This window comes from Bradyrhizobium sp. S3.7.6, assembly GCF_054061875.1.
The window spans coordinates 313,029-327,316 of sequence record NZ_JBSSEQ010000001.1 but is presented as its reverse complement, the minus strand read 5'-3'; the positions used below and the strand labels follow the sequence as shown (position 1 = coordinate 327,316).

General features: G+C 66.0%; 15 protein-coding genes. 11 read left to right on the top strand and 4 right to left on the bottom strand.

Annotated features, from left to right (window positions below):
• Window positions 1-65: 65 nt before the first annotated feature.
• The 7 genes from xylB (at window position 66) to ACVJ5M_RS01600 (ending at window position 7,661) form a co-directional block, all read left to right on the top strand.
• The gene (xylB, locus tag ACVJ5M_RS01630; protein WP_063979863.1) at window positions 66-1,523 is read left to right on the top strand and encodes a xylulokinase; all 1,458 of its coding nucleotides are present in this window, start codon (window positions 66-68) and stop codon (window positions 1,521-1,523) included.
• Window positions 1,520-2,842 (top strand): xylose isomerase, encoded by a 1,323-nt coding sequence (gene xylA / locus ACVJ5M_RS01625; protein WP_063979862.1) that lies wholly within the window; start codon window positions 1,520-1,522, stop codon window positions 2,840-2,842. The genes xylB and xylA overlap by 4 nt, the downstream gene beginning before the upstream one ends.
• Window positions 2,843-2,854: 12 nt before the next feature.
• The gene (locus ACVJ5M_RS01620; protein ID WP_014491326.1) at window positions 2,855-3,613 is read left to right on the top strand and encodes an ATP-binding cassette domain-containing protein; all 759 of its coding nucleotides are present in this window, start codon (window positions 2,855-2,857) and stop codon (window positions 3,611-3,613) included.
• Complete coding sequence (locus ACVJ5M_RS01615) at window positions 3,613-4,695, top strand: ABC transporter permease (RefSeq protein ID WP_085399632.1); 1,083 nt, start codon at window positions 3,613-3,615, stop codon at window positions 4,693-4,695. The genes ACVJ5M_RS01620 and ACVJ5M_RS01615 overlap by 1 nt, the downstream gene beginning before the upstream one ends.
• Window positions 4,696-4,789: 94 nt before the next feature.
• The gene (locus ACVJ5M_RS01610; protein ID WP_063985925.1) at window positions 4,790-5,722 is read left to right on the top strand and encodes a sugar-binding protein; all 933 of its coding nucleotides are present in this window, start codon (window positions 4,790-4,792) and stop codon (window positions 5,720-5,722) included.
• Between the two features lie 106 nt (window positions 5,723-5,828).
• Window positions 5,829-6,806, top strand: coding sequence for an aldo/keto reductase (locus ACVJ5M_RS01605; protein ID WP_063985924.1), 978 nt, complete (start codon window positions 5,829-5,831; stop codon window positions 6,804-6,806).
• A 3-nt stretch (window positions 6,807-6,809) separates the two neighbouring features.
• A complete protein-coding gene (locus tag ACVJ5M_RS01600; protein ID WP_354099465.1) occupies window positions 6,810-7,661 on the top strand; it encodes an amidohydrolase family protein in 852 nt (283 codons plus the stop codon).
• A gap of 183 nt (window positions 7,662-7,844) precedes the next feature.
• Here ACVJ5M_RS01600 and ACVJ5M_RS01595 read toward each other — a convergent pair whose 3' ends face one another.
• The 4 genes from ACVJ5M_RS01595 to ACVJ5M_RS01580 form a co-directional block, all read right to left on the bottom strand.
• Window positions 7,845-8,210, bottom strand: coding sequence for a nuclear transport factor 2 family protein (locus ACVJ5M_RS01595; RefSeq protein ID WP_063979860.1), 366 nt, complete (start codon window positions 8,208-8,210; stop codon window positions 7,845-7,847).
• A gap of 154 nt (window positions 8,211-8,364) precedes the next feature.
• Entirely contained in the window at window positions 8,365-8,715 is a 351-nt protein-coding gene (locus tag ACVJ5M_RS01590; RefSeq protein ID WP_014491332.1) for a RidA family protein, read from the bottom strand.
• A 117-nt stretch (window positions 8,716-8,832) separates the two neighbouring features.
• On the bottom strand, window positions 8,833-9,750 hold the full coding sequence (locus ACVJ5M_RS01585; RefSeq protein ID WP_094183948.1) for an alpha/beta hydrolase family esterase: 918 nt from the start codon (window positions 9,748-9,750) through the stop codon (window positions 8,833-8,835).
• Window positions 9,751-9,753: 3 nt separating this feature from the next.
• Window positions 9,754-11,412, bottom strand: coding sequence for an FAD-binding dehydrogenase (locus ACVJ5M_RS01580; RefSeq protein WP_063979858.1), 1,659 nt, complete (start codon window positions 11,410-11,412; stop codon window positions 9,754-9,756).
• Window positions 11,413-11,661: 249 nt separating this feature from the next.
• Here ACVJ5M_RS01580 and ACVJ5M_RS01575 point away from each other — a divergent pair, with 249 nt between their 5' ends.
• From ACVJ5M_RS01575 to ACVJ5M_RS01560, 4 genes are all read left to right on the top strand, one after another.
• Window positions 11,662-12,183, top strand: a complete 522-nt coding sequence (locus ACVJ5M_RS01575; RefSeq protein ID WP_063979857.1) for a Clp protease/crotonase-like domain-containing protein — start codon at window positions 11,662-11,664, stop codon at window positions 12,181-12,183.
• A 46-nt stretch (window positions 12,184-12,229) separates the two neighbouring features.
• The gene (locus ACVJ5M_RS01570) at window positions 12,230-12,499 is read left to right on the top strand and encodes a hypothetical protein (RefSeq protein WP_231143696.1); all 270 of its coding nucleotides are present in this window, start codon (window positions 12,230-12,232) and stop codon (window positions 12,497-12,499) included.
• Window positions 12,500-12,523: 24 nt separating this feature from the next.
• Window positions 12,524-13,114: an SCO family protein gene (locus ACVJ5M_RS01565; RefSeq protein ID WP_014491337.1), complete on the top strand. Its 591-nt coding sequence runs from the start codon at window positions 12,524-12,526 to the stop codon at window positions 13,112-13,114.
• A 217-nt stretch (window positions 13,115-13,331) separates the two neighbouring features.
• Window positions 13,332-14,267, top strand: a complete 936-nt coding sequence (locus tag ACVJ5M_RS01560) for a transporter substrate-binding domain-containing protein (RefSeq protein WP_063979856.1) — start codon at window positions 13,332-13,334, stop codon at window positions 14,265-14,267.
• Window positions 14,268-14,288: the final 21 nt, after the last annotated feature.

Sequence of the window (14,288 nt, the reverse complement as noted above, 5' to 3'; positions counted from 1 at the left end):
AACGGTCCGTTGCGGAAAGGGCGACTCTGAGATCGCGCACCGCATCAGGCGAAAGGGAGGACGGCGTGTATCTCGGTATCGACATCGGCACATCCGGTGTGAAAGCGGTGCTCGTGAGCGAAACCGGCGCGATTGTCGCGACGGCCGCGCGCGAGCTTGCGCTGTCGCATCCCGCGCCGCTGTGGTCCGAGCAGAATCCCGACGCCTGGGTCGATGCGGCGGTTGGCGCCGTCGACGATCTCGCCGCCCGCCATCCGCGCGAGGTCGCGCAGGTGCGCGGCATCGGGCTGTCCGGCCAGATGCATGGCGCGACGCTGCTGGACGAGGACGGACGGCCGCTGCGCCCCGCTATTCTGTGGAACGACGGCCGCTCTCACGCCGAATGCGTCGCGCTCGAGCGGCGCTGCCCGTCGCTGCACACGATCGCCGGCAATCTGGCGATGCCCGGCTTCACCGCGCCAAAGCTGCTCTGGGTCGCGCGGCACGAGCCGCAGATCTTCGAGCGCGTGGCAAAGGTGCTGCTGCCGAAGGCCTATGTGCGTTATCGCCTCACCGGCGAGATGGTCGAGGACATGTCCGACGCCGCGGGCACGCTGTGGCTCGATGTCGGTCTGCGCCGCTGGTCGGCGCTGCTGCTGCATGCCGTCGGGCTCGATCTCCACCACATGCCCCGCCTCGTCGAGGGCAGCGAGGTCAGTGCAGTGCTCGCGCCCGAATTCGCGCGGCGCTGGGGCATGACGAATGAAGTCGTGATTGCCGGCGGTGCCGGCGACAATGCCGCGAGCGCCATCGGGCTCGGCGCGATCGCGCCAAGCGATGCATTCCTGTCGCTCGGCACATCCGGCGTGGTGTTCCGCGTCACCGACCGGTTTGCACCGGCACCGGCTTCGGCCGTGCATGCGTTCTGCCATGCGCTGCCCGGCCTCTGGCATCAGATGGGCGTAATGCTGTCGGCCGCGGCTTCGCTGGCCTGGCTCGCGGGCGTGATGGAGACGCCGGCCGCCGCGCTCCTGGCGCCGCTCGGCGAGCGTGTCGACGGACCGAGCTCCATAAAATTCCTGCCCTATCTCGATGGCGAGCGCACGCCGCACAACGATGCCGCCGCCAGCGGCGCCTTCGTCGGCCTGCGCGGTGCGAGCGGGCGCAGCCAGATCGTGCAGGCCGTGCTGGAAGGCGTCGCCTTCGCCGCGCGCGACAACCTCGCGGCGCTGAGCGCGGCCAGCGGGCCAATCGCGGAGGTCGATCTCGTCGGCGGCGGCTCGCGCTCGCCGCTGTGGGCGCAGATCTGCGCCGATGTGCTCGGCATTCCCGTCCACCGCGTCGAGGAAGGCGAGGTCGGGGCGGCGCTCGGCGCCGCGAGGCTCGGCCGGCTCGCCGCTACCGGCGAAGATCCCGCGGAAGTGTGCAAGCGCCCGCGGCGGCTCGCGAGCTTTGCGCCCCGCGCATCCGTCACTGCGGCCTATGACGACGCCTATCGGCGGTGGCGCGAACTTTATCCTGCGTTGAAGGAGAGCCTTAAGTGAACGCACCAGCAAAATTCTTCGATGCAAGCGCCCCTGTCGCCTTCGGCGGCAAGGATGCGGGAAACACGCCCGCCTTCCGATGGTACGACAAGGACCGGCTCGTGCATGGCCGCAGGCTCGAGGATCATCTGCGCTTTGCGGTCTGCTACTGGCATTCGTTCTGCTGGCCGGGCGGCGATCCCTTCGGCGGCGAGACCTTTCTGCGCCCCTGGCATCAAGGTGCTGATGCGATGGCGCAGGCACGCGCCAAGGCCGATGTCGCCTTCGAGCTGTTCCGCCTGCTGGACGTACCCTTCTTCACCTTCCACGACGTCGATGCGGCGCCGGAAGGCACTTCGCTCAGCGAGTCCGTCGCCAATCTCAACGCGATCGCCGATCTGTTCGAAGCGAAGATGGCCTCCGCAAAAGTCCGCTTGCTCTGGGGCACAGCCAATTTGTTCACGCATCGCCGCTACATGGCGGGTGCCGCGACCAATCCGGACCCCGAAATCTTCACCTATGCCGCCGGCCAGGTCCGCGCCGCGCTGGAGGTGACGCACCGGCTCGGCGGCCAGAACTACGTGCTGTGGGGCGGCCGCGAGGGCTACGAGACGCTGCTCAACACGGATCTCAAGCGCGAGCTCGACCAGCTCGGCCGCTTCATCTCGCTGGTCGTCGAGCACAAGCACAAGATCGGCTTCAAGGGCCCGATCCTGATCGAGCCGAAGCCGAAGGAGCCGACCAAGCATCAATATGATTTCGACGTCGCCACCTGCTACGGCTTCCTGGAACGCTACGACCTGCTGAACGACGTCAAGCTCAACATCGAGCAGAACCACGCCATCCTCGCCGGCCACTCCTTCCATCACGAGGTGGCGCTCGCCGAGGCGCTCGGCATCTTCGGCTCGCTCGACGTCAATCGCGGCGACGATCTGCTCGGCTGGGACACCGACCAGTTCGCGATGAACGTGCCGGAGCTGGCCCTGGTGTTCCACGAGATCCTGAATCGCGGCGGCTTCACCTCGGGCGGGCTCAATTTCGACGCCAAGATCAGGCGGCAGTCGATCGACCCCGACGATCTGATCCATGCCCATGTCGGCTCGATGGATGCCTGCGCGCGCGCGTTCCTCGCCGCCGCCGACATGCTCGATGCCGGCGCCCTCACCGCACCGCTCGCGCAGCGCTACGAGGGATGGGCGGCACCCGAAGGCCGGGCCATTCTCGGCGGCCAGCGCTCGCTCGCCGAACTTGCCGACCGTGCGCTCAGCCCCGGCTTCGACCCGCGGCCGCGCTCGGGACGGCAGGAATATCTGGAATCCCTGGTAAACCGCTACGTCTGAGGAAGGCCGCTGATGACAAAGGCTGAAGCGACACCGGTCCTCGAGCTGACCGGCATCGGCAAGGAGTTCGGCGCAATCCGCGCGCTGCACGGCGTCGACCTGCAGGTCCAGCCCGGCGAGGTCGTCGGCCTGATGGGCGACAACGGCGCGGGCAAGTCCACGCTGGTCAAGATCATCGCCGGCAATTTCCGTCCCAGCCATGGCGAGATCCGCTTTGCCGGCAACGCGGTCCATTTCAACCGGCCCGTCGATGCCCGCGGCGTCGGCATCGAGGTCGTCTACCAGGACCTCGCGCTTGCCGACAATCTGACGGCTGCTGCCAACGTCTTCCTCGGCCGCGAGCTGAAGCGCAGGTTCGGCCCGCTCGCACTGCTCGACCACAAGGCGATGGCGGCGCGTGCGCTGGAGCTGTTCGGCGAATTGCGCTCGGAGACGCGCCCCGACGATCTCGTCAAGCAGATGTCTGGCGGCCAGCGCCAGGCGGTTGCGATCGCGCGGACGCGGCTGTCCAACGCGCGGCTGGTCATGATGGACGAGCCGACCGCCGCGATCTCGGTACGCCAGGTCGAGCAGGTGCTCGGCCTGATCCACCGGCTGAAGGAGCAGGGCGTCGCCGTCATGCTGATCTCGCACCGCATGCCCGACGTGTTCGCGGTGTGCGATCGCGTGATCGTCATGCGCCGCGGTGAGAAACGGGCCGACAAGCCGATCCACCAGACGTCGCCCGAGGAAGTCACCGCCCTGATCACCGGCGCGAAGGAGGCGGCGTGATGGCCATGCCCTTGGAATCTCCGATCAGCTTCACCAATGTCGGCCGGATCAGATGGTGGCAGCGCGGCATCTTCGCCTCCCAGACCGGCTATGTCCTGCTCGCGCTGGCGATGCTGCTGGTGGTGATGCATTTCGCCAGCCCTTATTTCTTCACCGAAGGCAACATGCAGAACGTGGCGAAGAATTTCTCCTTCATCGCCATCGCCACCCTCGGCGTCACCTTCGTGATCATCACCGGCGGCATCGATCTGTCGGTCGGCTCGATGATGTGCTTCTCCGCCATGATCACCTCGATGGTCATGACCGAGCTGTCGGCGCCCGGCTCGCCCGCAGGCTCGCTGTTCGTGCATATGGCCGCTGACGGCAAGACCGTGCTGGCCAACGTGCCGGGTCTGATCCTGCTGATCTCGATCCTCGCGGGCCTCGGCGTCGCGCTGATCGCGGGCCTCGTCAACGGCTTCTGTATCGCCGTGCTCGGCCTGTCGCCCTTCGTCACCACGCTCGGCATGCTCTCGATCGTGCGTGGGCTCGGCTACGTCGTCTCCAACGGCCGCGGCAGTTTTCCGGGTGGGCCGGACGCTGATTACTTCTACGCGCTCACCTCGGGCGATGTGCTCGGCGTGCCCGTGCCCTTCATCTATCTCGTGGTCCTCGCGCTGGCGATGGCCGTGGTCCTGCACCACAGTTCGTTCGGCCGCCACGTGTTCGCGCTCGGGGGCAACGAGAAGGCCGCCGAGCTCACGGGCATACCGGTCGTGCGGGTGAAGATCGAGGTCTATGTGATCTGCGCGCTTGCCGCAGGGCTGCAAGGCATCATCATCTCCGGCTGGCTCGGATCGGCGCCCGCCAACATGGCGACGTCCTACGAGCTCAACGTGATCGCGGCGGCCGTCATCGGCGGTGCCAACCTCGCCGGCGGCATCGGCGGTCCGTTGGGGGCCATCGTCGGCTGCGTGTTGCTGGAAGTGATCCGCAACGGCCTCGTGCTGGCACAGGTCAGCTCCTACTGGCAGCAGACGCTGGTCGGCGTGATCATCATCCTGGCTGTGCTGGTCGACCGCATCCGCTCGCGGATGATCTGAAATGACGTCGTTCCGGGAGGGCAACGAAAATGTCGCCTGTCCGCTCCCCGGACGATCTTAAGAGGACGGGCGCCAGATAAGGGTGGAGGAAACAATGAGGAAACTTCTTCTTGCCGGCATCGCGGTCGCGATGATGGCGACGCCGGCGTTTGCCGCGAACTACCGTTTCGTGATCGTGCCCAAGGCGATGAACAATCCGTTCTTCGACTTCGCGCGCGACGGCTGCCTGAAGCGTGCCAAGGAGCTTGGCAACATCGAGTGCATCTACAAGGGGCCGGTGGAGCATGAGCCGGCGACGCAGGCGCAGATCATCCAGGACTTCGTCACCCAGAAGGTCGACGGCCTCGCCATCTCGGTCGCCGACGTTGCGGCCATGACCAAGTCGATCGAGGCGGCGACCGCGGCCGGCATCCCCGTCATCACCTTCGATGCCGATGCGCCTGGCTCCAAGCGGATCGCCTATATCGGCACCAACAACAAGGAGTTCGGCGTCGCGCTCGGCAAGGAGCTCTTGAAGCTGCGGCCCGATGGCGGCAAATACGCGATGGTCTCGGGCGGTCCGGGCGCCAAGAATCTCGCCGAGCGCGTCGACGGCGTCCGCGAGGCGCTGAAGGGCTCGAAATGGACCGAGGTCGCGGGCTCGCCGACCTTCTGCAACGACGATCCGGCGCTGGCGGTCCAGCAGATGACGGACATGCGCACCGCCACGCCCGACCTCGCCTCGATCGTTCCCATCGGCGGCTGGCCGATGTTCGCCCCCGAAGGCTTCAAGGCCTTCGCCTCCAGGAACAAGAAGGACATCGACTCCGGCAAGTTCACGCTGGTCGTCGCCGATACGCTGAAGATGCAGCTCGAACTGCTGCGCGACGGTTACGCCAATGCGCTGGTCGGCCAGCGTCCGTTCGAGATGGGCGAGAAGGCGATGGATACGCTGCTCGCCATCAAGAAGGGCGAGAAGGTACCCGAGATCGTCTATACCGGCCTCGATCTCGTGACCAAGGACAACGTTGCGCAGATGTTGAAGTAGGAGCGTCGCCAGCCCCGTGCTCCTGCGAACCTCTCCCGCTTGCGGTTTCCGCAAGCGGGAGAGATGATTGGACGGTTGGAAGGAAGACTTTTGGAAGGCAATGGGAATGAAACGGTCGCGGCTCGGCTCCCTCGACGTCACCTCAATCGGTCTCGGTTCGGCCCCGCTCGGCGGATTGTTCACCGCCGTCAGCGATACCGATGCGTTCGCCACGATCGAGCGCGCCTGGTCGGCCGGCATCCGCTTCTACGATACCGCGCCGCTCTACGGCTTTGGCCTCGCCGAACGGCGGCTCGGCGCTTTCCTGCGGCAGCAGCCGCGCGACTCCTACGTCATCTCGACCAAGGTCGGTCGTCTGCTGCGCGCGCCGGATGGCGCGGCCGCCGAGGACGCGCACTACAAGGGTACGTCGCGCGAGCGGCCGGTGTTCGACTTCTCCCATGACGGCGTGATGCGTTCGGTGGAGGAGAGCCTGACGCGCCTTGGGCTCGATCGCATCGATGTCCTGCTCGTGCATGATCCCGACGATCACTATGACGATGCCGTGGCCGGCGCCTTCCGCGCACTCCAGCGCCTGCGCGCCGACGGCACGGTCAAGGCGATCGGTGCCGGCATGAACCAGTCGGAAATGTTGGTCCGTTTTGCCCAGGCCGTTCCGGTCGACTGCTTCCTGCTCGCCGGCCGCTACACGCTGCTCGACCAGGGCGCGCTGGATGCGCTATTTCCGGTCTGCCGCGAGAAGAACATCGGCATCCTGCTCGGCGGCATCTACAACAGCGGCATTCTGGCCAATCCGCATCCTGGCGCGAAGTTCAACTATCAGGACGCCGACGCGGCGCTGATCGCGCGTGCGCTCGAGCTCGACGAGCTCTGCCGCAAGCACGGGACCGAGCTGAAGGCCGCCGCGCTTCAGTTCTGCATGGCCCATCCGGCGGTCACAATTGCCGTGCTGGGCGCGCGCAACGCCGCGGAAGTGTCCGACAACATCGCGATGTCGGAGAAGGCGGTGCCACAAGCCTTCTGGCAGGAGCTGCGTGCGCGCAAGCTCGTCGACGCACGCGCGCCGTTGCCGGGCGGAGCGTGAGGCATGATCGTCGACGGCCATCAGCATTTCTGGGATCCTTCGCGCGCCGACTATCCCTGGATGGACGCGCCGGAATTGGCCTCGATCCGCCGCGCCTTCGGCCCCGCCGATCTCGCGCCGCTGTTGAAAGCAAACGGCATCGACGCGAGCATCGTGGTGCAGTGCCGCTCCGCGCTGGAGGAGACTGAGGAATTCTTGCGGATCGCGCATGCGACGCCCTCGGTGATTGGCGTCGTCGGCTGGGCCGATCTGACGGACGGTGCGCTTGGCGACACGCTCGATCGGCTGCGCGCTTCGCCCGGCGGCGACAAGCTGGTCGGCATTCGTCACCAGGTGCATGACGAGGCCGATCCGGACTGGCTGCTGCGCGAGGACGTTCAACGCGGCCTCACCGCAACGTTCGCCCGCGATCTCGCCTACGATTTCCTGGTCCGCACCCGCGAACTGCCCGCCGCGATCGCAACTGCACAGGCCTTTCCGCAAGCGCGTTTCGTGCTCGACCACGCCGCAAAACCGCCGATCGCCGATGGCGAAAGCGCCGAATGGGCCGATCGCATCGCGGCTCTCGCGGCCTGCGGCAATGTCTGGTGCAAGATTTCGGGCCTCGCGACGGAAGCGGTGTGGAGTGACTGGGATGCCGAGCGGCTGTTTCCGTTCGTCGAACATGCCGCAACATGTTTTGGCGAGGATCGCCTGATCTTCGGCTCGGACTGGCCGGTGTGTCTGCTTGCCGGGAGTTATGGCGAGATCAAGGGGGCGCTGGAAGCGTGCCTGGCGAAGCTTGGGCCGAATGTTCGAGAGAAGGCATTTGGTGTGAATGCGAAGCGAGCCTATCGGCTGGCAACTGCAAGCTAAGGGCCGGGCTCTTGCTTACCCTCCCCTGGAGGGGGAGGGTCGATCGCGCGTAGCGCGAGCGGGGTGGGGTGATCTCTCCGCTCGGGCACCGCATCGGTGGAGAGACTGTCACCCCACCCCGTCTCACATTTCGCTGCGCTCAATGTGAGCCGACCCTCCCCCTCCAGGGGAGGGTAAGAGGCGTTACGCGCCCGCGGGCACCTGGTCCAGAAATCCCGTGATGCTCCTGATGCGGCCGTCCTTCAGCACGGCGAAGTCGGTGCCCTTGATCGGGCTGTCGACACCGTCGGGACCGAGGCCCCACGAAAAGCGGACATGCTCGCCGTAGCCGTTGGGCTCGCCGATCAGCGTGAACTTGAAGTCGGGGAAACGCTGCTGCACGCCCGCGATCAGCGCGTCGATGCCGTCCCGGCCGTCGCCCTTCATCAGGGGATCGACATAGCTCGCATCCGCCGTCCAGTTTTCGCTGAGCAGTTCGCGACGGCGGCCTGCGGTGCGCTCGTTCCAGAGCTCGATGTAGCGGCGGGCGATGGTGACGGGGTCGGTCATGGTGTTCTCCTTCGATGGCGCCGTGTTCGGCTGTCTCGACTATCGAAGGTTCGCACGCGCAGATCGATTACCCCGGAGGTCATGCGCACGCAGAAAAGAAGCGCGATGATGCTCTCATCGCGCTTCGGACGTTCGCAACAATTTCAGCGCGAATTTACTTCGCCGCGGTGACCATGATCTCGACGGTGTACTGAGCCGCCGCGAGCTTGGCTTCGACGGTCGCGCGAGCCGGGGTGTTGCCGGGCGAGACCCAGGCGTCCCACACCGCGTTCATCTCGGCAAAGGTCTTCATGTCGGTGATGTAGATCGTGGCCGAGAGCAGCTTCGACTTGTCGGTGCCGGCCTTGGCGAGATGGCTGTCGATGGTCGCCAGGATGTCCTGGGTCTGCTTCGTGACGCTTTCACCGGCGGCCTTGTTGGCGACGACGCCGGCGAGATAGACGGTGTTGCCGTGCACGACGACCTGGCTCATGCGCGGGCCGGTTTCGAAACGCTGAATGCTCATTGGGGGATCTCCTGGTGGGAATGGCGGCCCTGTCTAACCCAGCGCCCCCAGCTCTGCCACCCCAGGCACGCATGCGTTGCCGGGTACGCATGCGTGGCCCGCTGATGCATGCGCCGTTCACGGAAACTGACTGAAGAACGACCAGATCGTCTCGGCACCGTCGATGTCGCGGTTCTGTGGCCCGAGCAGGCTGGTTGCAACCTTCGGGAAGCGGGCATCCGGAGCGAAGCCGGGCATGCGGTGGCCGCCATGGTTGATGCGATAGAGCACGACGTCGTGCCCTTTGGGACAGCGTGAGGAGATCCGTGTGACCGTGGACTGGTCCGCGGGCGCCTTCTCGGGCAAATCGGTCACCTCGGCATCGTCGGTCTCGCAGCCATTGAGCTTGCGCCAGAAAGCCAGCGTCTCTTCGGTGGACCAGAACCCGTCTGCGGCATAATAGCTCGATCCCCGTCCTCCCTCGTAGGGGACCAGCGGGTCGGCGGTGCCGTTGATGAGCAGCATCGGCAGTGGCCGCGACGGATGGCAGGTGACTGCGGCCTCATCCGTGAGATTCATGATCACGCTCGCGCCCGCCGCAAACAGATCGGCGCGCGCGCAAACCAGCGTCATCGCCATGGCGCCGCCATTGGAGATGCCGGCGACATAGACACGCTTCGGGTCCGCCGTGCCGTTCGTCACCAGCGTCTCGACCAGCTTTGCGATGAAGGCGACGTCGTCGGTGCCCTCGGGCGGGCCACGCAGCGCCGGTCCAGCCTTCGTCCGCGCATCGGCCCAGGCATGGTTGAGCCCGTCGGGAAAGACCACGGCAAAACCTTCGCGCTTCGCGACCTGCGGCCACGCTGTTCGCGCGACCATGTCGGCGCCGCGCTGGGTCTTGCCGTGCAGCACGACCACGAGCGGCACCAGCCGCTTCGCCGGCAGTTGCGCGGTGTAGGATCGCTTCACGCCGTTGACGTCGATCGTATCGGCGGATGCGGCCGAGGCTGCGGCCAATGCCGCAAGAAGCGCCCCGATCTGCATCCACCTCCGCATGATCTAGCCCACGGCCTTCGCCGCGGCGCGGCCGGCATTGCGGCCCGAGAACAGGCAGCCGCCGAGGAAGGTGCCTTCCAGCGAACGATAACCGTGCACGCCGCCGCCGCCGAAGCCTGCGGCTTCGCCGACCGCATAGAGGCCGGGAATGACGCTGCCCTCGCTGCCGAACACGCGCGAGTCGAGATCGGTCTCGAAACCGCCCAACGTCTTGCGGGTGAGGATGTTGAGCTTGACCGCGATCAGCGGCCCCTGCGCGGGATCGAGGATGCGGTGCGGAGAGGCGGTGCGGATCAGCTTGTCGCCGATATAGCGCCGCGCATTGTGGATGTTCATCACCTGCGCATCCTTGACGTAGGGATTGGCGATCTCGCGGTCGCGCGCCTCGATCTGCATCCTGACATGCTCGAGCTTGAGGAGGTCGCTGCCGGCGAGCTTGTTCATGGCCGCGACAAGATCCTCGATCTTGTCGCGTACGATGAAGTCGACACCATGGCTTTTGAATGCCTCCACCGGCGCCGGCGCGCCCTTGTTGGTGGCGCGGCGCAGGGTCATCCGCCAGCTCTTGCCTGTCAGATCGGGATTCTGCTCCGAGCCCGACAGCGCAAATTCCTTCTTGATGATGCTCTGGGTCAGAATGAACCAGGAATAATCATAGCCGGTGGACATGATGTACTGGAGCTGGCCGAGCGTGTCGGAGCCGGGAAACAACGGCGCCGGCAGCCGCGTGCCTGTTGCGTCGAACCACATCGAGGACGGGCCGGGCAGGATGCGGATGCCGTGGCGCGGCCAGATCGGATTCCAGTTCTGGATGCCTTCGACATAATGCCACATGCGGTCGCGGTTGATCAGCCGCGCGCCCGATTTCTCGGTGATGCCGATCATGCGGCCGTCGACATGCTCCGGCACGCCGGAGATCATGAACTTCGGCGGCTCGCCGAGCCGCTTCGGCCAGTTCTGCCGCACCAGCTCGTGATTGCCGCCGATGCCGCCGGACGCCACGATCACGGCCTGCGCCTTCAGCGCGAACTCGCCGACCACGTTGCGCGACGAGCTCTTGCCACGCTCGACATTGTCAGGGGCAAGCACGGCGCCGCTGATGCCGTCCACCGTGCCGTTGGTGATGGAGAGCGCATCGACGCGATGGCGGAACCTGAAGGTCAGCCGGCCGCTCTTCATGGCCTCGCGCGCGCGGCGCTCGAACGGCTCGACGATGCCGGGGCCGGTTCCCCAGGTGACGTGGAAGCGCGGCACCGAATTGCCGTGGCCCATCGCGTCATAGCCGCCGCGCTCGGCCCAGCCGACCACCGGGAAGATGCGATGCCCCATCGCGCGCAGCCAGTCGCGTTTCTCGCCCGCGGCAAACGCCACATAGGCCTCGGCCCATTGGCGCGGCCAGAAATCCTCGTCGCGGTCGAAGCCGGCGGTGCCGAGCCAGTCCTGCATTGCGAGATCGAAGGAGTCCTTGATGCCGAGCCGGCGCTGCTCGGGAGAGTTGACCAGGAACAGGCCGCCGAACGACCAGAACGCCTGGCCGCCGAGCGACTGCTCGCCTTCCTGGTCGACCACGATCACCCGCTTGCCGGCGTCGGCGATCTCGGTTGCGGCCACCAGTCCCGATAGTCCCGCGCCGACGACGATGACGTCTGTCTCTTCCGCCATAGGTTCCCCCCTGTAGTTGTCCGGATTGAAGCCAGCCGTTGCAACTGAGATCAAGGGCTTGGCGCGTAAGACATCGTTAACTTGTTCCGGTTTGGGACCGAGTCGGGCCTGGTGCAGCGCGGGCGCAACACTGGATTTGAATTTGTTTTGAGCCAGCCGGCGCGCCTAGACAAAACCACGGTTACGACGGACGCTAGCAACGCATCACCACCTGACACGCAGATTCGAATTCGACTGGGGCGGGGGACAATGAAGTTTCTGACGGGGTTGCTCGCGGCGGTTCTCCTCATCGCGAGCATGGGGGCTTCTCACGCAGTGGTTCGGATTGCGGATGACCGCGGTGGCCGGATCGGAACCTACGTCGACAGATACCAGGACCTGCGCCAGTCAGGCGACACCGTCATCATCGACGGTCTCTGTGCCTCGGCCTGCACCATCGTCCTCGGCGCCATTCCGCGCGACCGCATCTGTGTGACCTCGCACGCGACCCTCGGCTTCCACGCCGCCTGGGATTTTGGCGCCAACGGCCGTGCGGTGACCAACTCCGAAGCGACCCAGATGCTCTATGCGATGTATCCCTCGCAGGTGAAGCGCTGGATCAACCAGCGCGGCGGCCTCACCCCGCACATGCTGTTCCTGAGGGGCAAGCAGCTCCAGGCCATGTACAAGCCCTGCTACCTCGACGCGCAGGCCTCGACCAACCGCCCCCTGCGCCGGGCTCTCCCGCAGGCGGAAGAGCTGGAGTCCGCTCGGGGCCAGCTGCTTCGCTGACGTCATCGGCGCGATCTGATTCCGGGAAGTATTCCTTGGAGCACCCGTGGCGCTTGCCCGGGCCCAGGCCAACGCCTATTTGAATGGCAAGGGAACCGGGGCCTTCGCCCCGATCGTTGTTATGGCTCAACCACTGCACCCGGCCCAACCGCTACAGGACAATTCGCCCACTGCCGGCCGGCTGCCGTTCGTGCTGCTGTTGGCTGGCGCGGGGATCGGTGGTCTGGTCATGCTCGGTGCGCTGGCGCTCTGGTTCCACTACGGCAGCCAGGTGTTCTTCGAAATGATCAGGACCGGCTTTGCCGCCTGCTTCTGACCTGCGACAGGAAGTTTTCCGCTCATGAGCTCCACCGCCCGTCCGCTGGTGATCGCGACCGCCTTCGCTGCAAGCCTCGTCGTCGGACTGTTGATCGTGTTCTGGGCGATGGGCGGGGTCAGCAAAGTGGCGCAGCCGGCCGCGATCGGCGGCCCGTTCCAGCTCACCGACCAGCACGGCAAGGCCGTCACCGACAAGAACCTGAAGGGCAAGCCGACCCTGATCTTCTTCGGCTACACCCATTGCCCCGACGTCTGCCCGACCTCGTTGTTCGAGATCTCGGAAGTGCTGCGCGCGATGGGCAAGGATGCCGACAAGGTCAATGCCGTCTTCATCTCGGTCGATCCCGAGCGCGATACGCCGGCGACGATGAAGGACTATCTGTCGAGCTTCGACCCGCACCTCGAAGGGCTCAGCGGCGACCCCGCCGAGACCGCCAAGGTGATCACCTCCTACCGGGTCTATGCCAAGAAGGTCCCGACCAAGGACGGCGACTACACCATGGACCACACCGCGCTGATCTACCTGATGGACCGCGACGGGCGGTTCGTATCGCCGTTCAACATGAAGCGGACGCCGGAAGAGGCCGCGGCCGATTTGAAGCGGTATCTCTGAGGACCCTGTTTGGGTGCAGTCCTTTCCACATCGTCATGGCCGGGCTTGTCCCGGCCATCCACGTTCTTGGGCGGGCGAGAAAGTCCGTGGATGGCCGGGACGGGCCCGGGCATGACGGCTGAGAGACCTTTACCCATCCCGCAATCGGCGCTCGCGTTCCCGGCGGGATGGTCTATAACGCCTTCCGATCCCAACGAAATTCGTTCATTTCCCGCCGATGGCCCCGTCGCGACAGGCAAAATCGTCCAAAACCGTGCGCCGCGTCCTGACCGGGCTGGTCGCCTGCGCATGTCTGCTCGCAGGCCTGCCCTCCGCAAAGGCCCAGGCCCCGGCCAAGCAGCCTCCGGCGGCACCCCAGGCCACGCCGCAGGTCGCGCCTCAGGCTGCCCCGCAGGCCGTGCCCGGCTTCTGGGACCCGCGGCGGCGGCCGGAGCGGCCCGACCTGTCGCGCCTGACCGTGATCCGCTTCCTGACCGAGACCGACTATCCGCCGTTCAACTACACCGGCGCCGACGGCAATCCGGCCGGCTTCAACGTCGATCTCGCCCGCGCGCTGTGCGAGGAGATCAAGGTCACCTGCACGGTGCAGATGCGCCGCTTCGAGACCCTGGTCGACGCGCTCTCCTCCAACCGGGGCGATGCCATCATCGCCTCGATGGCGGTGAGTCCGCAGCTCCGCGTCCGCGTCGATTTCACCGATCCCTATTACCGCGTGCCGGCGCGCTTCGCCTCGCGCAAGGATGCGGTGATGCCGGAGATCCGGCCCGAATACCTCGAGGGCAAGAAAGTCGGCGTCATCGCCGGCTCCGCGCACGAAGCCTATCTCAAGGCGATGTTCACCGACGCCGAGCTGCACCCCTATCCCAACGACGACGCGATGCGCGCCGCCTTGCGCAAGGGCGAGGTCGACTTCATCTTCGGCGACGCCATCTCGCTGGCGTTCTGGATCAACGGCACGGATTCCGGCGATTGCTGCGCCTTCTCCGGCGGCCCCTTCGTCGAGAGCCGCTTCTTCGGCGAGGGCATCGGCATCGCCGTCCGCAAGGGCAACGACGTGCTGCGCCAGGCCCTGAACTGGGCCCTGTTCCGCGTCTGGGAGAAAGGCCGCTACACCGATCTGTGGCTGCGGTATTTTTCGGTGAGCCCGTTTTAGTGCCGTAGGGTGGGCAAAGGC